19 protein-coding genes and 1 riboswitch are annotated in these 23424 nt (G+C 64.3%); of the genes, 9 read left to right on the top strand and 10 right to left on the bottom strand.

What is annotated here, in order from left to right:
- Positions 1-167: 167 nt before the first annotated feature.
- From BVH03_RS05740 to ahcY, 5 genes are all read right to left on the bottom strand, one after another.
- Complete coding sequence (locus tag BVH03_RS05740) at positions 168-2018, bottom strand: DEAD/DEAH box helicase (RefSeq protein ID WP_075960278.1); 1851 nt, start codon at positions 2016-2018, stop codon at positions 168-170.
- 238 nt (positions 2019-2256) lie between these two features.
- On the bottom strand, positions 2257-3003 hold the full coding sequence (locus tag BVH03_RS05735; RefSeq protein WP_075960277.1) for a siderophore-interacting protein: 747 nt from the start codon (positions 3001-3003) through the stop codon (positions 2257-2259).
- A gap of 69 nt (positions 3004-3072) precedes the next feature.
- Positions 3073-4446, bottom strand: coding sequence for a nucleotide 5'-monophosphate nucleosidase PpnN (gene ppnN / locus BVH03_RS05730; protein WP_075960276.1), 1374 nt, complete (start codon positions 4444-4446; stop codon positions 3073-3075).
- Positions 4447-4693: 247 nt separating this feature from the next.
- Entirely contained in the window at positions 4694-5536 is an 843-nt protein-coding gene (gene metF, locus BVH03_RS05725) for a methylenetetrahydrofolate reductase [NAD(P)H] (protein ID WP_075960275.1), read from the bottom strand.
- Positions 5537-5592: 56 nt separating this feature from the next.
- Positions 5593-7002, bottom strand: a complete 1410-nt coding sequence (gene ahcY / locus BVH03_RS05720; RefSeq protein ID WP_075960274.1) for an adenosylhomocysteinase — start codon at positions 7000-7002, stop codon at positions 5593-5595.
- A gap of 66 nt (positions 7003-7068) precedes the next feature.
- Positions 7069-7221: riboswitch (S-adenosyl-L-homocysteine riboswitch) on the bottom strand.
- Between the two features lie 257 nt (positions 7222-7478).
- Here ahcY and BVH03_RS05715 point away from each other — a divergent pair.
- Positions 7479-7868 carry an acyl-CoA thioesterase gene (locus BVH03_RS05715; protein ID WP_075960273.1) on the top strand — a complete coding sequence of 130 codons (390 nt, stop codon included), beginning with the start codon at positions 7479-7481 and terminating at the stop codon, positions 7866-7868.
- A gap of 73 nt (positions 7869-7941) precedes the next feature.
- Here the strand turns inward: BVH03_RS05715 and ligB are convergent, their stop codons facing one another.
- From ligB to BVH03_RS05700, 3 genes are all read right to left on the bottom strand, one after another.
- Positions 7942-9612 (bottom strand): NAD-dependent DNA ligase LigB, encoded by a 1671-nt coding sequence (ligB, locus tag BVH03_RS05710; RefSeq protein ID WP_075960272.1) that lies wholly within the window; start codon positions 9610-9612, stop codon positions 7942-7944.
- Between the two features lie 168 nt (positions 9613-9780).
- A complete protein-coding gene (gene metK, locus BVH03_RS05705; protein WP_075960271.1) occupies positions 9781-10971 on the bottom strand; it encodes a methionine adenosyltransferase in 1191 nt (396 codons plus the stop codon).
- The gene (locus BVH03_RS05700; protein ID WP_075960270.1) at positions 10968-11996 is read right to left on the bottom strand and encodes a metalloregulator ArsR/SmtB family transcription factor; all 1029 of its coding nucleotides are present in this window, start codon (positions 11994-11996) and stop codon (positions 10968-10970) included. The genes metK and BVH03_RS05700 overlap by 4 nt, the downstream gene beginning before the upstream one ends.
- Positions 11997-12235: 239 nt before the next feature.
- On the opposite strand from BVH03_RS05700, the gene tkt reads away from it, so the two are divergent.
- The 8 genes from tkt (at position 12236) to BVH03_RS05655 (ending at position 20748) form a co-directional block, all read left to right on the top strand.
- Positions 12236-14236: a transketolase gene (gene tkt / locus BVH03_RS05695; protein ID WP_075960269.1), complete on the top strand. Its 2001-nt coding sequence runs from the start codon at positions 12236-12238 to the stop codon at positions 14234-14236.
- A 121-nt stretch (positions 14237-14357) separates the two neighbouring features.
- Positions 14358-15422, top strand: a complete 1065-nt coding sequence (gene epd / locus BVH03_RS05690) for an erythrose-4-phosphate dehydrogenase (RefSeq protein ID WP_075960268.1) — start codon at positions 14358-14360, stop codon at positions 15420-15422.
- 4 nt (positions 15423-15426) lie between these two features.
- The gene (locus BVH03_RS05685; protein ID WP_371915341.1) at positions 15427-16596 is read left to right on the top strand and encodes a phosphoglycerate kinase; all 1170 of its coding nucleotides are present in this window, start codon (positions 15427-15429) and stop codon (positions 16594-16596) included.
- Between the two features lie 323 nt (positions 16597-16919).
- Complete coding sequence (locus BVH03_RS05675) at positions 16920-17249, top strand: MliC family protein (RefSeq protein WP_075960266.1); 330 nt, start codon at positions 16920-16922, stop codon at positions 17247-17249.
- Positions 17250-17350: 101 nt separating this feature from the next.
- A complete protein-coding gene (gene fba / locus BVH03_RS05670) occupies positions 17351-18415 on the top strand; it encodes a class II fructose-bisphosphate aldolase (RefSeq protein WP_075960265.1) in 1065 nt (354 codons plus the stop codon).
- Between the two features lie 215 nt (positions 18416-18630).
- The gene (locus tag BVH03_RS05665) at positions 18631-19074 is read left to right on the top strand and encodes a hypothetical protein (protein ID WP_075960264.1); all 444 of its coding nucleotides are present in this window, start codon (positions 18631-18633) and stop codon (positions 19072-19074) included.
- 26 nt (positions 19075-19100) lie between these two features.
- Positions 19101-20189 (top strand): PQQ-dependent sugar dehydrogenase, encoded by a 1089-nt coding sequence (locus BVH03_RS05660; protein ID WP_075960263.1) that lies wholly within the window; start codon positions 19101-19103, stop codon positions 20187-20189.
- 43 nt (positions 20190-20232) lie between these two features.
- Positions 20233-20748: a M48 family metallopeptidase gene (locus tag BVH03_RS05655; protein WP_075960262.1), complete on the top strand. Its 516-nt coding sequence runs from the start codon at positions 20233-20235 to the stop codon at positions 20746-20748.
- On the opposite strand, the gene BVH03_RS05650 is transcribed toward BVH03_RS05655, so the two are convergent.
- A complete protein-coding gene (locus BVH03_RS05650; RefSeq protein WP_075960261.1) occupies positions 20742-21224 on the bottom strand; it encodes a GreA/GreB family elongation factor in 483 nt (160 codons plus the stop codon). The two genes, BVH03_RS05655 and BVH03_RS05650, sit on opposite strands and share 7 nt — an antisense overlap.
- A 5-nt stretch (positions 21225-21229) precedes the next feature.
- Positions 21230-23419, bottom strand: a complete 2190-nt coding sequence (gene yccS / locus BVH03_RS05645) for a YccS family putative transporter (RefSeq protein ID WP_075960260.1) — start codon at positions 23417-23419, stop codon at positions 21230-21232.
- Positions 23420-23424 lie beyond the last annotated feature (5 nt).

Genomic DNA, 23424 nt, shown 5'->3' with positions numbered 1-23424 from the left:
CTGCTCACTTGAAAGGTTGGTCGCGACCTTTCGAATCGTACAAAAGCAAACGCCCCGAACAATGTCGGGGCGTCTGATGGGATCACTACCTGCATCAGCGACTTTTCACACGCTCTGTCTGAGCCGGCGTTTTCGTTTCTGGGCCCAGGCCGAGCCTGGGACTGCCGTCACTCGCTATCGCGGTTGCGAGTCAGCAGGGCAGGTTTTTCACCACGCGGTCGGCTGCTCGGCAACTGATCGAGCTGTTCGGCGGTTGGCAGACGGTCGCTGCGCGAAGCCTTGTGCATGATGATCGGCTGCTTCTCGGGGGCGTCGCGACGCGGGCCTTCACGGCGTGGCAGCTCGTCGCGGTTCAGCGACGTGACGACGTTGTCACGCGCGCCACGGCTACGGTTGTCGCCGCCACGGCCACGACCGCCGCCTTGACCCTGGCCCTGACGTTTGCCGCCGCCATTAGCGCTGCCGCCACCGCCGGTGCGTGGGCCCTTGCCCTGACCGCGCGGTGCCTGACCGGCGCCGCCAGTATTCTGGCCGCCGCCCTGGCGACGGCCACGGCCCTGGGGCTTGTTCTGGGTCGGTACGTAGTCGACACGGTTGCCGAAATTGTCGATATCGTCGTCGCGGAATTCATCCGGGGCGCGATCCGGTGGCAGGGCGGGAGCGCCTGCAGCCGGTGCCGGGCGTGCCTGGCTGCGCGGCTGCTGACCGCGGGCCGGCTTGGCTTTGGCCTGGGGCTGGCTCTTCGCCTTGCCGCCATCCTTGCCCTTGTCGCGACGGCCCCCATTCTGGCGCTCGCCTTCGGCCTTGGCGCCGCGCGGTTGGCGCGGCTTCTGCGGCTCGCGTACTTCCGGACGCTCGGCCTCGACCTTGCTGGCATCGAAGCCCATCAGATCGCCGTCCGGGATCTTCTGCTTGGTCATGCGCTCGATGCTCTTGAGCAGCTTCTCCTCGTCAGGCGCGACCAGCGAGATGGCTTCGCCGCTACGACCGGCACGACCGGTACGGCCGATGCGGTGCACGTAGTCTTCCTCGACGTTGGGCAGCTCGAAGTTGACCACATGGGGCAGTTGGTCGATGTCCAGGCCGCGGGCGGCGATGTCGGTGGCGACCAGGATGCGCACCTTGTTGGCCTTGAAGTCGGCCAGGGCCTTGGTGCGCGCGTTCTGGCTCTTGTTGCCGTGAATCGCGGCAGCGGTCAGGCCGTGCTTTTCCAGGTACTCGGCCAGGCGGTTGGCGCCGTGCTTGGTGCGAGTGAACACCAGCACTTGTTCCCAGGCACCGGCGGTGACCAGGTGAGCGAGCAGGGCACGCTTGTGGCTGGCCTGCAGGCGGAATACGCGCTGTTCGATGCGCTCGACCGTGGTATTCGGCGGCGTCACCTCGATGCGCTCGGGGTCATGCAGCAGCTTGCTGGCGAGGTCGGTGATGTCCTTGGAGAAGGTCGCCGAGAACAGCAGGTTCTGACGCTTGGCCGGCAGGCGGGCGAGGACTTTCTTCACATCGTGGATGAAGCCCATGTCGAGCATGCGGTCGGCTTCGTCCAGCACGAGGATTTCCACGTGGGACAGATCGACGCTGCCTTGCCCGGCCAGGTCGAGCAGGCGACCCGGGCAGGCGACCAGGACGTCGACGCCCTTGGCCAGGGCCTGCACCTGCGGGTTCATGCCAACGCCGCCGAAAATGCAGGCGCTGACGAATTTCAGATCGCGGGCATACAGCTTGAAGCTGTCATGCACCTGGGCAGCCAGTTCGCGTGTGGGTGTGAGCACCAGCACGCGGGGCTGTTTCGGGCCGTGGCGCTGTTCGCGATCCGGGTGGCCGTTAGGGAACAGCCGCTCGAGGATCGGCAGGGCGAAGCCGCCTGTCTTACCTGTACCCGTCTGGGCCGCCACCATCAGGTCGCGACCTTGCAACGCGGCGGGGATGGCCCGCTGTTGCACCGGAGTGGGCTGGGTGTAACCGGCGGCTTCGACCGCGCGGACCAAAGCCTCGGAGAGACCGAGGGAGGCAAAGGACATGTGCAATCCTGTCTGGTGAGGGCGTGGCCCTATAGGTGTAGTGCCTGGCTTGAATCACACGTGGGGCGTGCAATCCCGTCCGGTACTGCTGGCCACTGGGGGCAGCATCCGGGCGCAAGCCTGGCGGGAAGTCCCGAGTGTAACAGGATTGGCAGCGTTGGGCACAACTTGGCGCCAATCGGTGTTGCGCTATCCCTTGTCACTCGGGGGTTACAGCGACTGGCCGGTGGCCTGGCGATCACTCGCCCTGCGCCTCGGCGTCCTCGCGTTTGACGGTTTTGTGCTGATCTTCGCTACTGCCCAGCTTCCAGTAACTGGAAATGTACAGATCCTTGCGGTCGACCTTCCGCTGCTCGCGAAAATGCTGGCGCAGCGCGCGCATGCCGCTGAACTCACAGGCCGCCCAGATGCTCGGGCGCCCTGGCAGCCATTCCAGTTGACGCACATGATCGACCAGCAATTGGCTGTTCTCGCCGGGATGCGGGTTGACCAGCCAGTGCAGCTCGACGCCAGCGGGGTGGCGCAGTGCCTGGATATCCTTGCCGTCGATCACCTCGATGACGGCGTGGCCAAGGGCATCGGCGGGTAGCTGTTCGAGGTTCACGCTGATCGCCGGCAGGGCGGTCATGTCGCCGATCACCAGAAACCAGTCGGCGCTGTTGTCGACCAGTTTCTTCGGTCCCGGCCCGCCGACGAGGATGCTGTCGCCGGGCCTGGCGGCCATGGCCCACTGCGAGGCCGGGCCGGCATCCTCGTGCAGCACGAAGTCGACGTCGAACTGGTCGGCGCGCTGCTGGCGCACGGTGTAGGTGCGTACCAGGTTCTGGTCCCTGCCGGGGGCAGTGAACATCAGCTTGATGTAGGCGCTTTCCTGATCCGCTGGAAAGCTGTCGATCTCGCCACCGCCCAGGGTCACGCGCAGCATGTGCGGGGTGACCGGGGTGGACGCGATGACCTGGAGAGTACGGGGTGCTGGGCGTGCCATCGGATACTCCTGTCTGGACGGCCGGTTGGCCGAAGCGGCGAGAAGCGCAGGCTCCCCGCGCTCAACGATTTAGCTGACCACGCGATAGCAGGGTACGTAAGCCGAGCCACCCGGCAGCTTCATGCGGTGCTGCTCGACGAAGGCCTGCAGCAGGCGATCCAGGGGCTGCATGATGCTCTTGTCACCGCGCAGCTCGTAAGGGCCGTGCTCTTCGATCAGCTGGATGCCATGGGCCTTGACGTTGCCGGCGACGATACCGGAGAAGGCGCGGCGCAGGTTGGCGGCCAGCTCGTGGGTCGGCTGCTCGCGGGTCAGGTTGAGGCTGGCCATGGCTTCGTGGGTCGGTTCGAACGGGTGTTGGAAGCTCTCGTCGATCTTCAGCAGCCAGTTGAAATGGAAGGCGTCGTTGCGCTCGCGGCGGAACTGCTTGACCGCCTTGATGCCGGCTGCCATGTGGCGCGCCACGGCAGCCGGGTCGTTGGGGATCAGCACGTAGCGGTTCTGCGCTTCGCGGCCCAGGGTGGCGCCGATGAAGTCGTGCAGCTGCTGCAAATAGGGCTCGGCGCTCTTCGGGCCGGTGAGCACCAGCGGGAAGGGCAGCTCGGCGTTGTCCGGGTGCATGAGGATGCCCAGCAGGTACAGGAATTCCTCCGCCGTACCGGCGCCGCCCGGAAAGATGATGATGCCGTGGCCGAGGCGCACGAAGGCTTCCAGACGCTTTTCGATGTCCGGCAGGATGACCAGTTCGTTGACGATCGGGTTCGGCGCCTCGGCAGCGATGATGCCCGGCTCGGTCAGGCCCAGGTAGCGGGCGCCGACGATGCGCTGCTTGGCATGGGAAATGGTGGCGCCCTTCATCGGCCCCTTCATCACGCCCGGGCCGCAACCGGTGCACACGTCCAGAGCACGCAGGCCCAGTTCGTGGCCGACCCGCTTGGTGTACTTGTATTCCTCGGTGCTGATCGAGTGGCCACCCCAGCACACCACCATCTTCGGCTCGGCGCCGGCGCGCAGGGTGCGGGCGTTGCGCAGCAGGTGGAACACGTAGTCGGTGAGGCCACTGGAGCTGTCCACGTCGACCCGCTTGTTCTCCAGCTCGCTCTGGGTGTAGACGATGTCGCGCAGGGCGCTGAACAGCATCTCGCGGGTGCTGGCGATCATCTCGCCATCGACGAAGGCATCGGCCGGCGCGTTGATCAGTTCCAGGCGGATGCCGCGGTCCTGCTGGTGGATCTTCACTTCGAAGTCCGGGTAGGCCTCGAGGATGGTCTTGGCGTTGTCGCTGTGCGAACCGGTATTGAGGATCGCCAGGGCGCACTGGCGAAACAGCGCGTAGACGCTGCCCGAGCCGGTCTCGCGCAGTTGCTGGACTTCACGCTGGGAGAGGGTTTCCAGGCTGCCTTTCGGCGACACCGAGGCGTTGATTTTCTGGCGAGTGAGCATGCAGGCATCCCGTGGTAGCGCGACAACTCGAGCCGATCCTGGCTGATCGCGCATTGGTGAATTCGTCCCGGCAGTCATGCCCCCAGTTGGGGCATCCGGGCGCCTGTACTGTCGACCAGCAGGGGCTTCGGGTCAACGGGTACGCGGCTGACAGGTTAATCCAACTGGCTGGTGCAGTGGATTTCGTCGCCTTTAGGAAAGAAAAAGGCCGCGAAAGTTCGGTCTTTCGCGGCCTCCGCGGCCGGTATCAGCCCTGCAGGTTTTTCCACACCGCCAGGCTGGGGGCGGCCTGGTTGAGGGTGTAGAAGTGCAGGCCGGGAGCACCACCTTCGATCAGGCGTTCGCACAGGCCGGTGATCATCTCTTCGCCGAAGCGCTGGATGCTCTGGGTGTCGTCGCCGTAGGCTTCCAGTTGCTTGCGCACCCAGCGTGGCAACTCGGCGCCGCAGGCGTCGGAGAAGCGCGCCAGCTTGCTGTAGTTGGTGATCGGCATGATGCCCGGGATTACCGGGATATCGACGCCCAGCTTGCGTACGCGCTCGACGAAGTAGAAGTAGCAGTCGGCGTTGAAGAAGTACTGGGTGATCGCACTGTCGGCGCCGGCCTTGGCCTTGCGCACGAAGTTGGCGATATCGTCCTCGAAATTGCGGGCCTGGGGATGCATTTCCGGGTAGGCCGCCACTTCGATATGGAAGTGATCACCGGTTTCCGTGCGAATCAGCTCGACCAGGTCATTGGCGTGGCGCAACTCACCGCTGGACATGCCCATGCCTGACGGCAGGTCGCCGCGCAGGGCGACGATGCGCTTGATGCCCTTGCTCTTGTACAGGTTGAGCAGCTCGATCAGTTCAGCCTTGCTGTCGCCAACGCACGACAGGTGCGGTGCGGTCGGCACCTTCACTTCGCTGTCGAGCTGCAGCACGGTATTGAGGGTACGGTCGCGGGTCGAACCACCGGCGCCGTAGGTGCAGGAGAAGAAGTCCGGGCTGTAGCCGGCCAGCTCTCGTGCGGTGTTCAGCAGTTTCTCGTGTCCGGCATCGGTCTTCGTCGGGAAGAACTCGAAGCTGACGTTGGGGCGTTTCTGAGACATGACGATTCCTTCGGGCTACGCGGCGCGGACCTTGGGCCCGCGCCGCGTACCGCCTATCAGTAGCGGTAGCTGTCCGGTTTGAACGGACCTTCGACAGTCACGCCGATATAGTCGGCCTGCTGCTTGGTCAGCTGGGTGACGACGCCACCGAAGCCCTTGACCATTTCCAGGGCGACTTCTTCGTCCAGCTTCTTGGGCAGCACTTCGACGGTCAGGCGCTCGGCTTTCTTCTCGGCTTCGAGGTCGGCGAACTTCTGCTCGAACAGGAAGATCTGCGCCAGTACCTGGTTGGCGAACGAGCCGTCCATGATGCGGCTCGGGTGGCCGGTGGCATTGCCCAGGTTGACCAGGCGGCCTTCGGCCAGCAGGATCAGGTAATCGTCGTTGGCGGCGTCGAAGCTGCCAGCGCCGGTGCGGTGGATCTTGTGCACCTGCGGCTTGACCTCTTCCCATGCCCAGTTCTTGCGCATGAAGGCAGTGTCGATCTCGTTGTCGAAGTGCCCGATGTTACAGACCACGGCGCGCTTCTTCAGGGCCTTGAGCATGCCGGCGTCACAGACGTTGGCGTTGCCGGTGGTGGTGACGATCAGGTCGATCTTGCCCAGCAGTGCCTTGTCGATGCAGGCGTCGGTACCGTCGTTACGGCCGTCGATGTACGGCGAAACCAGCTCGTAACCGTCCATGCAGGTCTGCATGGCGCAGATCGGGTCGATCTCGGAAACCTTGACGATCATGCCTTCCTGGCGCAGCGAAGCGGCCGAGCCCTTGCCCACGTCGCCGTAGCCGATGACCAGCGCCTGCTTGCCCGACAGCAGGTGATCGGTACCGCGTTTGATGGCGTCGTTGAGGCTGTGACGGCAGCCGTACTTGTTGTCGTTCTTGCTCTTGGTGACCGCGTCGTTGACGTTGATCGCCGGGACTTTCAGGGTGCCGGCCTTGAGCATGTCGAGCAGACGGTGCACGCCTGTGGTGGTCTCCTCGGTCACGCCGTGGATGCGCTCGAGCATCTGTGGGTACTTCTTGTGCAGGATCTCGGTCAGGTCACCGCCGTCGTCCAGCACCATGTTGGCGTCCCACGGCTGGCCGTCCTTGAGGATGGTCTGCTCGATGCACCATTCGTACTCCTGCTCGGTCTCGCCTTTCCAGGCGAATACCGGGATGCCGGCGGCGGCGATGGCGGCAGCGGCCTGATCCTGGGTGGAGAAGATGTTGCAGGACGACCAGCGCACTTCGGCGCCCAGGGCGGTCAGCGTCTCGATCAGCACGCCGGTCTGGATGGTCATGTGGATGCAGCCGAGGATCCTGGCGCCCTTGAGCGGCTGGCTGGCGGCGTACTTGCGGCGCAGGCCCATCAGTGCCGGCATCTCGGACTCGGCGATGATCAGCTCGCGGCGGCCCCAGTCGGCCAGGGAAATGTCGGCGACCTTGTAGTCGTTGAAAGCAGCGCTCATGCAGTAACTCTCCATTAGGTTGTCTGCTGTCGACAGGTGCAACCTTGCCAGCGTCGGATGACGCGCAGGTGTCACACGATTGTCGAGTGGGCGCCGTTGATGCGTTTGCTAAACGCCCCATCCGAGCCTGACAGCCTGAAAGGTTGATTCGAATCTGCCCCTAAGCATTGTGGGAATACAGGGCTTGGGAATTCGAAACAAATCTTTCAGGTTGCTGCAGCGCCCCTCGGACAGGTGGCGGGAACGCCCGGTAGGCCCGGGCGTTTGTAACTGAGCGATTATAGCCGTGCCGGCGCGCGAGCCCAAGGCTTTCCATCGCGGCTATCGGCGTTTCTCGGCGGATGCCGACAGGCGTGGCGCACGTTCGCCACCCACCTTGCCGAACCTGGCCTGATAGCTTGTGTCGATAACCATTATCGATAGCGCGGCAATGATCCGCTCGCCAATCTTTGCGATCATTACCGCCAATGGAACGACGGACAGGAGGGTGCATGAACTTTCATACACGCAAGTGGGTAAAGCCAGAAGACCTCAACCCCAACGGCACGCTGTTCGGTGGCAGCCTGCTCAAGTGGATCGACGAGGAGGCGGCGATTTACGCCATCATCCAGCTGGGCAGCCAGCGGGTGGTAACCAAGCTGATTTCCGAGATCAACTTCGTGTCCTCGGCGCGGCAGAGCGACATCATCGAACTGGGCATCACTGCCACCGATTTCGGCCGCACCTCGATCACCCTGCGCTGCGAAGTGCGTAACAAGATCACCCGCAAGAGCATCCTGACCATCGACAAGATGGTCTTCGTGAACCTTGGCGAGAACGGTCAGCCGGCGCCCCATGGCAAGACCGAAATCACTTACATCAAGGATCAATTCAAGGATTGAGCCCGTGTTCACCCGCTGCTGATCGACGCCCCATGGCAAGGCTGGCGGTGTCGGTCAGCCAGCGCTTTCGCCGCTACTGGAAGCCCGCCACGCCCGCTTCGCGCAACTGCTCGGCCAGCGCGATCATGTCCTCGTGCTGAAAAAACGCTTGTAGCTGGGCCGCGCGGGTCGGGCCGATGCCGGGCAATGCCTGCCACTGCGCCAGGCTGCGCTGCTGCAACTGCATCCAGCTGTCCGCAGCCAGACCGTCCGGATTGATCGGCGCACCGAGCGCCCGCAACCAATCGTGAAACGGACGCTGCCGAGCCTCGGCGAAACGTTGGCTCAACATCGTGGCGCTTTGCGGGCCGATGCCCGGCACCGTCCGTAATTGTTCTTCGCCAAGCTGCAGCCAGTCGAGCAGCCCGTCGAGATGCTGCGTCTCGAGCAGTTTCTGCCAGGTTCCAGCCCCGATGCCGTGCAGGTTCAACGCCCGCTTGCCGCTGAGCCAGGTGAGGCGGGCGTGGAACTGGCTGGTGCAGGCGGGCGAGGCGCGCAGGCAGCTCAGGGCGTGGTAGTCATTGTTATCGGGGATTTCCAGTGGCGAGCGCAGGGCGCTCTGCAGCACCACGCTTTCCAGCTTGGGAATGGTCTGCCCGGCCAGGCGGATGGCGATCTGGTCGCCGGGGCGAATGTCCAGTTGCCGCCAACGTTGCAGTGAGCCCGCGCTGACCACCTGGATGGTGCGGTCGTCGAGCTTCACCGGCTGCAAGCGCAGCAACGGGGTGATGCGCCCGGTACGGCCAATGCTGAACTCGACCGCCTCGACCAGCGCGAGCGCTTCGCTGGCCGGATATTTCCAGGCCGCTGCCCAGTGCGGCGGTTCGGCGCGCCAGCGGTCGCTGCTGGGGCGCCGGCTCTGGCGCAGCACCACGCCGTCGGTGGCGAAGGGCAGGGGGCTGCGGTACCACTGTTCTCGCCAGCGCTGTGCGGCGGTGGGGCTGGCGACGGGCTGGCTGTAGGTCCGGCTGTCCTGGAGGCCCATGCGCGCCAGGCGATCGAGGCGCTGCTGGATGTCGGCCGGCCCATTTGGCCAGTCCCAGACGAACAGGCCGATGCTGGCCGCCTGCTGCTCCTGCAATTCCTGGCGAGCCATGAAGCCTGCCACGGTGCTGCGCGCCGCGGCGCCACCCTCGCTGGCCTGCACATGGCCCGGCCGCTGCAGATAGAGTTCGCCTTGCAGAATCAGTGTGCCGCCTTCGTTCAACTGCTTGGGGATAGCATCGATGCGTGCCGCCTGTGGCGTCCAGTCCTGGCCGCTGCTGCCGTCGCCGCGGCTGATCACCTGCTGCAGGGTGCCGCCTTCGTAGTGCAGGGTTACCGCCACACCATCGACCTTGGGCTGGATCCACAGGTCATCGCGGTTCGCCATCCACTGCGCGACGGCGCGCTCATCCGCCAGCTTGCGCAGCCCGGTCTGCGCCACGGGGTGCTGGACGTCGCCTTGCGTACCGCGCAGAGGGTCGTTGCGGGTGACTTCGTCGCTGCAGCGTTGCCAATGTTCGAGGCGTGCGCGGGCCTGGTCGTAGAGTTCGTCGCTGATCAGCGAGCGACCCTGGCGGTGGTAGGCGTCGTCCCAGTGGGCGACCTGGGTCGCCAGTTCGGCGGCCTGCCGAGCATGGGCGGGAGTCTGCGCCGGGCAGTCGTCGGCCAGGGCGATGGCGGGTACTGGCAGGAAGATACAGGCAGCGATCCAGGCTTTCATGGGCGGAGCATCCTTGCTCGGGCGATGAATTGTCGAGGCGGCACGTCGGCGCCTGGGGAAGAGTTTTTCAGACTAGATGTCGATCCTGGTCGCGGCAAATCGACTGGTGCCTGTGAAACAAAAAGGCCCCGCCAGAATCTGGCGGGGCCTTGGCTGCTGCGTAAGGGCTTACAGGCCGGCGGCGGCGCGCAGGTCCGCAGCCTTGTCGGTCTTCTCCCAGGTGAAGCTGGTGAAGCTGTCGGCGCCGACGGTCAGTTGCTGCGGCTCGCGGCCGAAGTGGCCGTAGGCGGCAGTCGGCTGGTACATCGGGTGCAGCAGGTCGAGCATCTTGGTGATGGCGTACGGACGCAGGTCGAAGACGTCGCGCACCAGCTTGATGATGGTCTCTTCCGCCACCTTGTTGGTGCCGAAGGTGTTGATCGAGATGGAGGTCGGCTGGGCCACGCCGATGGCGTAGGACACCTGGATCTCGCAGCGCTCGGCCAGGCCGGCAGCGACGATGTTCTTGGCCACGTAGCGGCCGGCGTAGGCTGCCGAGCGGTCGACCTTGGACGGGTCCTTGCCGGAGAATGCGCCGCCGCCATGGCGGGCCATGCCGCCGTAGCTGTCGACGATGATCTTGCGGCCGGTCAGGCCACAGTCGCCCACCGGGCCGCCGATCACGAAGTTGCCGGTCGGGTTGATGTGGAACTGGGTGTCCTTGTGCAGCAGTTCGGACGGCAGGGTGTGCTTGATCACCAGCTCCATCACCGCTTCACGCAGGTCGGACAGCGATACGTCCGGGTTGTGCTGGGTGGACAGCACCACGGCGTCGATGCCGACTACCTTGCCGTTCTCGTAACGGCAGGTGACCTGGGATTTGGCGTCCGGGCGCAGCCACGGCAGCAGGCCGGATTTGCGCGCTTCGGCCTGGCGCTCGACCAGGGCGTGGGAGAAGCGGATCGGCGCCGGCATCAGCACGTCGGTTTCGTTGCTGGCATAGCCGAACATCAGGCCCTGGTCGCCGGCGCCCTGGTCTTCCGGCTTGGCACGGTCGACACCCTGGTTGATGTCCGGGGACTGCTTGCCGATGATGTTCATCACACCGCAGGTGGCACCGTCGAAGCCGACGTCCGAGCTGGTGTAGCCGATGTTGCAGATCACATCGCGGACGATCTGTTCCAGGTCGACCCAGGCGCTGGTGGTCACTTCACCGGCGATGATCGCCACGCCGGTCTTGACCAGGGTTTCCACGGCCACACGGGCGTGCTTGTCCTGGGTGATGATGGCGTCGAGTACGGCATCGGAAATCTGGTCGGCAATCTTGTCCGGGTGCCCTTCGGACACGGACTCGGAGGTAAACAGGGAGTATTCGCTCATCTATCGGTTGTCCTGGCGAGTGAGGGCCTCTCGGCCACGTGCGTGAGTGGAAGGGTGCGCTGGAAATGCCGCACCTGAATTTGAAAACCATTGCGCAGGCCGACATACAGGCTTTCGCCTGGCGTCAGGCCGGCGGCGATTGCCCAGTGGGCGAGATCGTCCTGTTCGAAGCCTAGCCAGAGATCGCCGCAGGTGTCGCGGGCCCAGCTCTGACCGTGGCTGCACAGTTCAGTGATCAGCAGGCTGCCGCCCGGGTTCACCTGTTCGGCCAGTTTGCACAGGGCCTGGGCCGGCGCAGCGAAGTGATGCAGCACCATGTTCAGCACCACGCAGTCGGCGCCGGGGTAGGCGTCCTGCAGGGCATCGGCCAGGTGCAGCTGCACGTTGTCCAGGCCCTCTTGCTGGCAGCGCTGGCGAGCGAGTTCGAGCATCGCCGCGCTGTTGTCCAGAGCGGTCACACGGCTGAAGCGGCGCGCCAGCTCCGGCAGGAAGCCGCCATCGCCAGGGCCGATTTCCAGCGCGCTGGCATGGGCCGGCAAGTCCAGCGAGTCGAGCAGCGCCACGACGCTGTCGCGGTACTGTGGCAGGCCGGCGATCAGATCTTGCTGAGCCTGGAAGCGCTCGGCGCTGCGGGCGAAGAAATCGCGGCTGGCAGCGGCCCGCTGCTGATGCACCTGGGCCACGCGCTGGCGCACTTCGGCGGGCAGTTCCAGGTTGTCGACTTCCTGCAGCAGCGCTGCATGCAAGGCGCCGCCGGGGCTTTCGACATGGGCGAGGGCGCGGCGATAGAAAATCGCGTTGCCTTCCCGGCGTGTCGCCACCAGGCCGGCCTGGGCCAGCACCTTGAGGTGATGGCTCATGCCCGACTGGCCGATGGCGAATATCTGCGCCAGCTCCAGCACGCCAAACGAGTCGTTGCTCAGCGCACGCAGGACGTTGAGGCGCAAGCCGTCGCCCGCGGCCTTGCACAGGGCGGACAGCAGGTCGGTGGGCTCGAAATCGAGTGAGGGCGCGCGCAGGGTCATGGCGCGCAGTCTAGTCGGTCGTTTTTCAGCCAGCAACCGCAATATCAAAAAGTTTTGATATTGCGGTTGCTGTGTTCCCGGCGGCTTTTTGCGTGGCGCAGGCGCCGCCATGGATAAAAAGCGCTGCAATATCGTCGCGGACAGACCATCTGTCATTGCCCCGATGGTGCTCGCTGGGCGAAAATGGGCGCCTTTTTCGTCCAAGCTGCTTCGGCAGTCACCCCGCAGGAGATTCAGCGATGCCCAGCCGTCGTGAGCGTGCCAATGCCATTCGTGCCCTGAGCATGGATGCCGTGCAAAAAGCCAACAGCGGCCACCCCGGTGCCCCCATGGGGATGGCGGATATCGCCGAAGTGCTGTGGCGTGACTACCTGAAGCACAATCCGGCCAACCCGAATTTCGCCGACCGTGACCGTTTCGTGCTGTCCAACGGTCATGGCTCGATGCTGATCTACTCGCTGCTGCACCTGACCGGCTACGACCTGTCCATCGACGACCTGAAGAACTTTCGCCAATTGCACAGCAAGACGCCGGGCCACCCGGAATACGGCTATGCACCAGGTGTCGAGACCACCACCGGCCCGCTCGGCCAGGGTATCGCCAACGCCGTGGGCTTCGCCCTGGCGGAAAAGATCATGGCGGCGCAGTTCAACCGCGAAGGCCACAACATCGTCGATCACCATACCTACGCGTTCCTCGGCGACGGCTGCATGATGGAAGGCATCAGCCATGAAGTCTGCTCCCTCGCCGGCACCCTGGGCCTGGGCAAGCTGATCGCCTTTTACGACGACAACGGCATCTCCATCGATGGCGAGGTTCACGGCTGGTTCACCGATGACACCCCGGCGCGCTTCGAAGCTTACGGCTGGCAGGTGATCCGTAATGTCGACGGCCACGATGCCGAAGAAATCAAGATGGCCATCGACACCGCACGCAAGTCCAGCGATCGTCCGACGCTGATCTGCTGCAAGACCATCATCGGTTTTGGCTCGCCGAACAAACAGGGCAAGGAAGAGTCCCACGGCGCCGCCCTGGGTCACGACGAAATCGCCCTGACCCGCGCCGCCCTGAACTGGAACCACGCACCGTTCGAAGTCCCGGCCGATATCTACGCCGAGTGGAATGCCAAGGAAGCCGGCCTGGCTGCCGAAGCCGAGTGGGATCAGCGCTTCGCCGCCTACTCCGCGGCCCATCCAGAACTGGCCAACGAATTCGTGCGCCGCATGGCAGGCGAGCTGCCGGCCGACTTCTCCGAAAAGGCCAGCGCGTTCATCCGCGGCGTGGCCGAGAAGGGCGAAACCATCGCCAGCCGCAAGGCCAGCCAGAACTGCCTGAATGCCTTCGGCCCGCTGCTGCCGGAGCTGCTCGGCGGCTCGGCGGACCTCGCCGGTTCCAACCTGACCCTGTGGAAGGGCTGCAAGCCGGTAGTCGCCGAAGATGCTTCGGGTAACTACATGTACTACGGCGTGCGCGAGTTCGGCATGAGCGCGATCATGAACGGCGTCGCCCTGCACGGTGGTCTGATCCCTTACGGCGCGACCTTCCTGATGTTCATGGAGTACGCCCGCAACGCGGTGCGCATGTCGGCGCTGATGAAGCTGCGCGTGCTCTACGTGTTCACCCACGACTCCATCGGCCTCGGTGAAGACGGCCCGACCCACCAGCCGGTCGAGCAACTGACCAGCCTGCGCACCACGCCGAACCTGGACACCTGGCGACCGGCGGATACCGTCGAAGCCGCGGTGGCCTGGAAACACTCGGTCGAGCGCAAGGACGGCCCGAGCGCGCTGATCTTCTCGCGCCAGAACCTGCCGCATAACCTGCGCGACCATGAAACCGAAGCGGCCATCAGCCGTGGCGGCTACGTGCTCAAGGACTGCGCCGGCGAGCCTGAGCTGATTCTGATCGCCACCGGTTCGGAAGTCGGCCTGGCCATTCAGGCGGCTGACAAGCTGACCGAGCAGGGCCGCAAGGTTCGCGTGGTGTCGATGCCGTCGACCAACGTCTTCGACCAGCAGGACGCTGGCTACAAGCAGTCGGTACTGCCGCTGGAGGTCACCGCGCGGATCGCCATCGAAGCTGCCCATGCGGACTTCTGGTACAAGTACGTCGGCCTCGAAGGCCGCGTGATCGGCATGGAAAGCTACGGTGAGTCGGCGCCCGCCGGCCAGCTGTTCGAGCACTTCGGGTTCACCGTCGAGAACATCATCGGCACCGCCGAAGAGCTGCTCGACGCTTAAGTGAGAACGACGCTGTAACGGTGGATCGGAGCGCGCGACCGACGCTCCTCTCATCCATCGTTACAGCGCCCGGTGGATCGGTAAAGCGTGATCCACCCTACGGGTTCATCCGAGATAGCCGATGTCCTATCGTACCTACCGCGTTGCCCTGAACGGCTATGGCCGTATCGGTCGTTGCGTTTTGCGTGCGCTGCATGAGCGGGCAGGCGAGGCTCGGCTGGAAATCGTCGCGCTCAACGACCTGGCCGACCAGGCCAGCATCGAATACCTGACCCGTTTCGACTCCACCCACGGGCGTTTCCCCGGCGAGGTGAAAGTCGCCGGGGACCATCTGCATATCAACGGCAAACCGCTCAAGGTGCTGCGCCTGCGCGAACCCGAGAGCGTCGACTGGCGTGCGCTGGATATCGATCTGTTGCTCGAATGCTCCGGCCAGTACACCACGCGCGAGCAGGCCGAGCGCTTCGTGCGTGCAGGCGCGCCGCGGGTGCTGCTGTCGCAGCCGATGGCCAGTGAGAGCGATGTCGACGCCACGGTGGTGTACGGCGTCAATCAGCAGTGCCTGACGGGCAGCGAGCGCCTGGTCTCCAACGCATCCTGTACCACCAACTGCGGGGTGCCGCTGCTCAAGCTGCTCGACGAGGCGGTGGGGCTGGAGTACGTCTCCATCACCACCATCCACTCGGCGATGAACGACCAGCCGGTGATCGATGCCTATCACGACGAGGACCTGCGCCGTACGCGCTCGGCCTTCCAGTCGGTGATTCCGGTGTCCACGGGCCTCGCGCGGGGCATCGAGCGGTTGCTCCCGGAACTTGCCGGGCGAATCCAGGCCAAAGCCATTCGGGTGCCGACGGTCAACGTGTCCTGCCTGGATATCACCTTGCAGACCGCCCGCGACACCAGTGCCGAGGAGATCAACCGGATCCTGCGCCAGGCCGCCGAACAGGGGCCATTGCAGGGCCTGCTGGCGTACACTGAATTGCCGCACGCCAGTTGCGACTTCAATCATGATCCCCATTCGGCCATCGTCGACGGCAGTCAGACACGGGTTTCCGGGCCTCGCCTGGTCAACCTGCTGGCCTGGTTCGACAACGAATGGGGCTTCGCCAATCGTATGCTCGACATGGCCGTGCATTATCTGGATGCCGCCGCTCACCTATCACCAGCCCCTGTTAAGGACTGATTCAATGACCCTGAACATCGCGAAAATGGCCGACCTTGATCTGCAAGGTAAGCGCGTGCTGATCCGTGAAGACCTCAACGTGCCGGTCAAGGACGGCGTTGTGAAGAGTGATGCGCGCATTCTCGCCGCGCTGCCGACCATCAAGCAGGCCCTGGAAAAAGGCGCCGCGGTAATGGTTTGCTCGCACCTGGGCCGCCCGACCGAAGGCGAGTTCAGCGAAGAGAACAGCCTGGCGCCGGTGGCTGCCTACCTGAGCAAGGCCCTGGGCCGCGAGGTACCGCTGATCAAGGACTACCTGAACGGTGTCGAACTGAAGGCCGGTGAGCTGGTGCTGTTCGAGAACGTTCGTTTCAACAAGGGCGAAAAGAAGAACGCCGACGAGCTGGCCCAGCAATACGCCGCCCTGTGCGACGTGTTCGTGATGGACGCCTTCGGCACTGCCCACCGCGCCGAGGGCTCGACCCACGGCGTTGCCAAGTTCGCCAAGGTCGCCGCGGCCGGTCCGCTGCTGGCCGCCGAGCTGGATGCGTTGGGCAAGGCCCTGGGCGCGCCGGCCAAGCCGATGGCGGCAATCGTCGCCGGCTCCAAGGTGTCGACCAAGTTGGACGTGTTGAACAGCCTGAGCGGCATCTGCGATCAGCTGATCGTCGGTGGTGGCATCGCCAACACCTTCCTGGCCGCGGCCGGTTTTCCGGTCGGCAAGTCGCTGTACGAGGCTGACCTGGTCGACACTGCCAAGGCCATCGCCGCCAAGGTCAACGTGCCGCTGCCGGTCGACGTGGTGGTCGCCAAGGAGTTCTCCGAGTCCGCCGCCGCAACCGTCAAGGCGGTCGCCGAGGTGGCCGACGACGACATGATTCTCGACATCGGCCCGCAAACCGCCAAGCAGTTCGCCGAATTGTTGAAAGCGTCGAAGACCATCCTGTGGAACGGCCCGGTCGGCGTGTTCGAGTTCGATCAGTTCGGTGAAGGCACCAAGGCCCTGGCCCTGGCCATTGCCGAAAGCCCGGCGTTCTCCATCGCTGGCGGCGGCGATACCCTGGCGGCCATCGACAAGTACGACGTCGCCTCGCGCATCTCCTATATCTCCACCGGCGGCGGCGCTTTCCTCGAGTTCGTCGAGGGCAAGGTACTGCCGGCAGTGGAAATCCTGCACAAGCGTGCAGCCGAGTAATTGACTGCAGACGGTGGGGGTCGGTGCGGGCCATTTGGTACAGACCCTAAACCTTGGCGGGCCGCGGTGGTCATTACCCTTGTATGGAAATCAGCCAGCAAGGAGTGACCCCTATGCGTAACGCGGCCGTGGTACTGATGATGTGTGTGGTTCTTGGCGGATGCGCAGGTGGCGGATCGCCACGCGACGACGCTTGCCGTGTCTTGAGCCCGGCGGAGATCGATCTGCCGACCACGCGCGAAGATCAGCGCATCGAAGGACAGAGCACAGGTGACTCGACGCCGCCTGTAGGCGAACAGAACTGCTAAGGCAAGGAGATTGCGATGAACCGTTATAAATACGCTGCTGCATTGCTTGGGTTGGCCATGTTGGCCGGTTGTGCCGGCAAGGACTACGCCGATAGCCAACAATGGAACCGCTGGGTCTGTGACAGCCAGGCCGAGGTGTTCTGGCGTTACGCCGACCCGGCTCACGAACAGGTCGATCTGCGCATGGGCGGCAGCGATATCGTTCACCGACTGAGCCTGGAGCCGTCCGGCTCCGGTGAGCTGTACAGCGACGGCACGCTGTCCTTCCATGCCAAGGGTGAAGAAGGTCTGGTCTACCGCACCGCCAATGACGATTTGCTCGGGCGCGGCTGCAAGGCGCCCTGAATGACCCGCGAGCGGGCTGCCCCACTCGCGCAAACTTGAATAGCGCCTGCCACTGCGGCAGGCTTGCACGATCAACGAGCCCTATCGGGAGATAGCAAAACATGGCACTTATCAGCATGCGCCAGATGCTCGACCACGCCGCCGAATTCGGCTATGGCGTGCCGGCCTTCAACGTCAACAACCTCGAGCAGATGCGCGCCATCATGGAAGCTGCCGACAAGACCGATTCGCCGGTTATCGTCCAGGCCTCCGCGGGTGCCCGTAAGTACGCCGGTGCGCCGTTCCTGCGCCACCTGATCCTCGCTGCGATCGAAGAATTCCCGCACATCCCGGTGTGCATGCACCAGGATCACGGCACCAGCCCGGACGTTTGCCAGCGCTCCATCCAGCTGGGTTTCAGCTCGGTGATGATGGACGGCTCGCTCAAGGAAGACGGCAAGACCCCCGCCGACTACGACTACAACGTACGTGTCACCCAGCAGACCGTTGCCTTCGCCCACGCCTGCGGCGTTTCGGTCGAGGGTGAGCTGGGCTGCCTGGGTAGCCTGGAAACCGGCATGGCCGGCGAAGAAGATGGCGTTGGCGCCGAAGGCGTACTCGATCACAGCCAGCTGCTGACCGACCCGGAAGAAGCCGCGGCCTTCGTCAAGGCCACTCAGGTCGACGCTCTGGCCATCGCCATCGGCACCAGCCACGGTGCCTACAAATTCACCAAGCCACCAACTGGCGATGTGCTGTCCATCGAGCGCATCAAGGAAATTCACAAGCGCATCCCCAACACTCACCTGGTGATGCACGGCTCCAGCTCGGTGCCACAGGATTGGCTGGCGATCATCAACGAGTACGGTGGTGACATCAAGGAAACCTACGGCGTGCCGGTCGAGGAAATCGTCGAGGGCATCAAGTACGGCGTCCGCAAGGTCAATATCGACACCGATCTGCGTCTGGCCTCCACGGGTGCGATCCGTCGTTTCATGGCACAGAATCCGGCCGAGTTCGACCCGCGCAAATATTTCGCCAAGACTGTGGAAGCCATGCGTGACGTCTGCATCGCCCGCTACGAAGCCTTCGGCACCGCCGGCAATGCGTCCAGGATCAAGCCGATCTCCCTGGAAGGCATGTTCCAGCGTTATGCCAAGGGTGAGCTGACCGCCAAGGTCAACTGATCGCAGCGCCTGGCAATTGCCCCGAAAGCCGCCTGCCCGTGATGGGCAGGCGGCTTTTCTGCATTTGGCCGGGGCGATTTCACGGCGGTGTTTTTGCCGTAAATGTGCGGTCGCGGATAATCGTTGCCTCACGAAAAACTATGTAAAACTCCTGATCCGTCATCTCGTAGGCGCTGCGCCATACTGGCGCCTCGTGTTTCAGGATGTTGGCTCCCATGCCTCAAAACTATCGCCCGTGGCTGCCATTCGGGTTGGCCGTGCTGGTTGCCACCGTGCTCGGCAGCATCGTTCAAACCCAGTTCAACCTTGCCGCCCTGCAGCAACTCGGCGCCGATATTCCTCCAGGCATTCGCCTGAGAACCACGGCCCATGATCTGCTGGGGTTCAGCCCCACCCTCGCGGCTTTGGTGGTCGCTGCCTTCCTCGTCGCCTTGCCGCTGACTTCCTGGCTCGCACCCGCCCAGGGTGTGCTGCGCTGGCTGGCCTTTCTGCTTGCTGGCGCTCTGGCGATGTTGCTGGCGCTGATCTTCGCAAATGCCGTGGCGCCAATGCCAACCTTGATCGGCGCCAATCGCTCCCTGGCCGGGACGCTTTCGCTGATGTTCTGCAGCAGCCTGGGCAGCCTGGTGTTCGCACGTTTCAGCGGCGCCGCCCGCTGATGGTCTCTTCTACAATCAAGGGTGTGATGGTGAAAGCTCTTTTGCTGGTAGTGGGCATCTGCGCAGGTGCGCTGGCCCACGCCGATTATCGGATCGAAACCGTTACTGGCGGGCTGGCACATCCCTGGGCCATGGCATTTCTGCCGGATGGGCGCATGCTGGTGACCGAGCGTACCGGGCAGCTGCGCCTGATCGATGCCCAGGGCAAATTACAGGCCGAACCGATCAAGGGGCTGCCGACACCCTTCGTGGACACTCAAGCGGGGTTGATGGAAGTGGTGCTGGACCCGCACTTCGCCAACGATCCGTGGATTTACCTCAGCTACGCCCATGGCGAGCTCGATGCCAACAACACGCGGCTGGCCCGCGCTCGCTTGGTCGACGGCGAGCTGCGCGATTTTCAGGTACTGTTCACCGCTCAGCCGGCCAAGGCGGGCGCCTCCCATTATGGCGGTCGAATCGCTTTCCTGCCCGATGACACCCTGCTACTGACCTTGGGCGATGGCTTCGACCAGCGTGAGCAGGCGCAGAACCCGGCCAACCATTTGGGCAAGACGGTGCGTTTGAACCGCGACGGCAGCGTTCCGCAGGACAACCCGCTGCGTGGCCAATCGGGTGCTGCCGAGGAAATCTACAGCCTGGGGCACCGCAACATTCAAGGCGTCGTCTACGATCATCAGCATGAGCGCCTTTACATCCACGAGCACGGCCCCGAAGGTGGTGACGAGCTGAACCTGCTGCAGCCCGGTGGCAACTACGGCTGGCCGCTGACCTCCTTTGGCGTCGATTACACCGGGGCGATGGTCACGCCATTCACCGAACTCCCGGGTTATCTGCCGCCTGAACTGCACTGGACACCATCGGTGGCGCCGTCCGGGCTGGCGTTGTACACCGGTGACCGCTTCCCGCACTGGAAAGGCGATCTGTTCGTCTCCACCCTTGCCGAAAAGAGCGTGCGCCGGGTACGGCTCGATGCGGGCCGTTTGGCTGGCGAGGACATCCTTTTCGAAGAGCTGGAGGAGCGCATACGCGGGGTCTACGATGGCCCGGACGGCGCGCTGTATCTGCTCACCGACAACGAAGAGGGCCGGTTGCTGCGCGTGGTACCGCTGTAGGTTGAGGCATAATCAGCCGCCAGCCCCTCCATCGTGAACGCCCATGACGCCGCTGAAGTACCTCCAGGGTTATCCCGCTTCCTTGCAGGAACAGGTTCGCCAGATGATCACCGGCGAGCGCCTCGGTGATTATCTGGCGCAACGCTATCAGGGTCGCCATGCGATCCAGAGTGACAAGGCCCTGTATGCCTACGTAATGGCGCTCAAGCAGGAGCACCTGAAGAATGCGCCGGCCATCGACAAGGTGCTGTTCGACAATCGCCTCGATCTGACCCACCGTGCCCTCGGCCTGCATACCGCCATCTCCCGGGTGCAGGGCGGCAAGCTCAAGGCCAAGAAGGAGATTCGCGTCGCGTCGCTGTTTCGCGAGGCGGCGCCGCAGTTCCTGCAGATGATCGTGGTGCACGAGTTGGCACACCTGAAGGAAAGCGACCACAACAAGGCGTTCTACAAACTCTGCGAATACATGCTGCCGGACTACCAGCAACTGGAGTTCGACCTGCGCCTGTACCTGACCTGGCGCGACCTGCAGGCCGCTGCGCCAGGTCAAGTTCAGTAGGCGTCGATGATCGCGTGGTGCTGCGAGCGTCCGGCTACGGTCAGCTCGACCTCGTCACCGACATGTCGCCCTAGCAGACGCTGGCCTAGCGGCGCATCGGGGCTCAGCACGAGAATCGTGCGCTGCCCGACCTGCACCTTGATCGCCGCCCCCTCCGGGCCGAGAAACAGCCATTGCTGCTGGTCGTTATCGTCGGCCAGCAGTACCAGGCTGGTCAGCCGAATGCCATGGGTAGCGTCATAGGCGCGCACCTGCAACTGGCGCCAGACGCGCAGGCGCAGGCCGATCTCTTCCACGCGGCGAGCCTGTCCGGCTGCCAGGTAGGCAGCTTCCAGCCCGAGGGTGTCGTATTTGTTCTCGGCGATGTTCTCTTCGTGGGTGGCCGTTTCATGGGCGACCCGCGCCGCCTGTTCGGCGGCATGCAGCTCGAGGCCGAGCCGCTCGATGACCTGCTGCACGATGGCGTGCTTATCCATGGTGATCAGACTCCGCTTACCGACTTTTCGCGGTTCTTGAGCAGGTGCGCCGCCAGCGTGCGCAGCGGGCCGAGCTGTCGGGCAATCAGCGAGAGCTGGGTTTGCACCAGGCGCTGAGCGTCGTCCAGGTCATCGGGTATCTGCTCCAGGCAGCTGGCGAGGTGCTCTTCATGATCGCTCTGGATCGCGACGGGTGTCTGTTCGCTCAGGCCGCGGGCAATCTCGTCGAGGCTGTCGGCCAGGCGCAGGGCGCTGGCCGGCAGCTCGTTCTGCTCGTCGGCCAGCAGGGCTTCGCCACGATGGGCGCCCAGGCCTGACAGGTAGCTGAGCAAGGTGTGGGAGAGCACCAGGAAGCGGAAGCCGATATCCGCCTCCTTACGAAAGTGCCCTGGCTCCATCAACATATTGCCCAGGGTGGTCGACAGCGCCGCGTCGGCGTTGTGGGCATTGCGCCGGGCCAGACGATAGGCGAGGTCGTCGCGCTTGCCTTCGGCGTACTGGCGCATGATCTGTCGCAGGTAGGTGCTGTTGCAGCTGAGGGTGTTGGCCACTACGCGATTGAGCCTGCGGCCCTGCCAGTCCGGCAGGATCAAGAACACCGCCAGGCCGGCGATCAGGCTGCCGAGCAGGGTATCGAACAGACGCGGCAGGATCAGCCCGTAACCGTCGCCCACCTGGTTGAAGCAGAGCAGCACCAGCAGGGTGATGGCCGCCGTGGCCACGGTGTAGCGACTGGAGCGGGTGGCGAAGAACACCACGCCGGCAGCGACGGCGAAGAAGGCCTGGATCAGCTGCGCCGGGAACAGGTCGATCAGCGCCCAGCCCAGCAGCAGGCCCAGTACGGTGCCGACGATGCGCTGCACCAGCTTCATGCGCGTGGCGCCATAGTTGGGTTGGCAGACGAACAGGGTGGTCAGCAGGATCCAGTAGCCCTGGGTCGGGTGAATCCAGTGCAGTACACCGTAACCGGCAGCCAGGGCGATGGACAGGCGCAGGGCATGGCGGAACAGCAGCGACGTCGGGGTGAGCTGCAGGCGGATGCGCTCCCATACATCGCGCAGCGATTGCGGCTCGCGGTCGAGTAGCGAGCTGTCCTGCTCCTCGGCCAGGGCATCAGGGTTGCTGGCGCTGCCGAGCAGGCGGTCGAGTGTGCCGAGGTTACCGGCCAGGGCGCCGAGCGAGCGCAGCAGATGGCGCCACGCCGGGTTGCTCTGGATACGCAGGTGCTCCAGCGACGCCTGCAGGTCGGCCTGGGCCTGGCTGTAGTGCTCGCCGTACTCGAATGGCTGGCGCAGCTCGATGGCCTGGGCCAGGGCATGACAGGCCTTGCCGTGCAGGCGCAACAGACGCTGGCAGCGGAACATCACGTCGCTGTGGAAGAAGGCTTCGGCCAGGGCGTTGTAGGGATAGTGCGAAGAGCTGGCGCGCTCGTGAATGTCCTGGGCGAGAAAGTACAGTTTCAGATAGCGGCTGACCTTGGGGCCGGGGCGGCCATTGCCGACGCGGTGCAGAATGATTTCCTTGGTGGCATTGAGCGCTGCCACCACCCGGCCATTCTGTTTGGCCAGGTCCAGACGCCGCGCTTCCACATCCAGCTGGCGCAGCGGCTCGAATAGTGCTGCCTTGAGTTTGAGGTACAGCCCCAGCTCACGGAACAACCGGGCCAGGCTCTGCTGCACCGGTTGGTGGGCGAACAAGGCATGCCAGAGCACCGACAGCACGCCATACCAGGCGGCGCCTGCCACCAGCAGCAAGGGTTCCAGCCACAGGCCGGCAATGCCACCGCGCTGTTCCACGCCGATCATGCTGTACACCGCCAGGATCAGCGTGGCCGAGCCGAGCGTGGCGAAACGCTCGCCCAGGGCGCCGAGCATGGTCAGGAAAAAGGCCGACAGCGCCAGGGCGCTGACGAACAGCCAGGGATAGGGGAACAGGAACTCGACCGTATAGGCCGCGGCGCTGAAGCAGCCCAAGGTGACCAGCAACGCGGTAAGCCGGCCCTGCCAGCTGTCATCGATCTCCGCCAGGGCGCTGGCGATCACGCCGAGGAACAGCGGAATCAGGCTGTGCATCCAGCCCTGATGCCAGCACAGCGCCAGGCTGCCGCCCAGGGCAATGAACACCCGCAGGCTGTAGCTGAACTTGTCCAATGCCCAGAGGCGACGCAGCGAGTGGCGCAAAGAGGGGGACGGCATCCGGA

The organism is Pseudomonas sp. PA15(2017), assembly GCF_001945395.1.
GTDB lineage: Bacteria > Pseudomonadota > Gammaproteobacteria > Pseudomonadales > Pseudomonadaceae > Aquipseudomonas.
The sequence above is the reverse complement of the archived record's forward strand: the minus strand, read 5'-3'. Positions and strand labels throughout refer to the sequence as shown.

Bases quoted from the DNA above. Each gene is read 5' to 3' on its own strand.
- BVH03_RS05740 (WP_075960278.1), bottom strand. From the start codon at position 2,018: ATGTCCTTTGCCTCCCTCGGTCTCTCCGAGGCTTTGGTCCGCGCGGTC.
- BVH03_RS05735 (WP_075960277.1), bottom strand. From the start codon at position 3,003: ATGGCACGCCCAGCACCCCGTACTCTCCAGGTCATCGCGTCCACCCCG.
- ppnN (WP_075960276.1), bottom strand. From the start codon at position 4,446: ATGCTCACTCGCCAGAAAATCAACGCCTCGGTGTCGCCGAAAGGCAGC.
- metF (WP_075960275.1), bottom strand. From the start codon at position 5,536: ATGTCTCAGAAACGCCCCAACGTCAGCTTCGAGTTCTTCCCGACGAAG.
- ahcY (WP_075960274.1), bottom strand. From the start codon at position 7,002: ATGGAGAGTTACTGCATGAGCGCTGCTTTCAACGACTACAAGGTCGCC.
- BVH03_RS05715 (WP_075960273.1), top strand. From the start codon at position 7,479: ATGAACTTTCATACACGCAAGTGGGTAAAGCCAGAAGACCTCAACCCC.
- ligB (WP_075960272.1), bottom strand. From the start codon at position 9,612: ATGAAAGCCTGGATCGCTGCCTGTATCTTCCTGCCAGTACCCGCCATC.
- metK (WP_075960271.1), bottom strand. From the start codon at position 10,971: ATGAGCGAATACTCCCTGTTTACCTCCGAGTCCGTGTCCGAAGGGCAC.
- BVH03_RS05700 (WP_075960270.1), bottom strand. From the start codon at position 11,996: ATGACCCTGCGCGCGCCCTCACTCGATTTCGAGCCCACCGACCTGCTG.
- tkt (WP_075960269.1), top strand. From the start codon at position 12,236: ATGCCCAGCCGTCGTGAGCGTGCCAATGCCATTCGTGCCCTGAGCATG.
- epd (WP_075960268.1), top strand. From the start codon at position 14,358: ATGTCCTATCGTACCTACCGCGTTGCCCTGAACGGCTATGGCCGTATC.
- BVH03_RS05685 (WP_371915341.1), top strand. From the start codon at position 15,427: ATGACCCTGAACATCGCGAAAATGGCCGACCTTGATCTGCAAGGTAAG.
- BVH03_RS05675 (WP_075960266.1), top strand. From the start codon at position 16,920: ATGAACCGTTATAAATACGCTGCTGCATTGCTTGGGTTGGCCATGTTG.
- fba (WP_075960265.1), top strand. From the start codon at position 17,351: ATGGCACTTATCAGCATGCGCCAGATGCTCGACCACGCCGCCGAATTC.
- BVH03_RS05665 (WP_075960264.1), top strand. From the start codon at position 18,631: ATGCCTCAAAACTATCGCCCGTGGCTGCCATTCGGGTTGGCCGTGCTG.
- BVH03_RS05660 (WP_075960263.1), top strand. From the start codon at position 19,101: ATGGTGAAAGCTCTTTTGCTGGTAGTGGGCATCTGCGCAGGTGCGCTG.
- BVH03_RS05655 (WP_075960262.1), top strand. From the start codon at position 20,233: ATGACGCCGCTGAAGTACCTCCAGGGTTATCCCGCTTCCTTGCAGGAA.
- BVH03_RS05650 (WP_075960261.1), bottom strand. From the start codon at position 21,224: ATGGATAAGCACGCCATCGTGCAGCAGGTCATCGAGCGGCTCGGCCTC.
- yccS (WP_075960260.1), bottom strand. From the start codon at position 23,419: ATGCCGTCCCCCTCTTTGCGCCACTCGCTGCGTCGCCTCTGGGCATTG.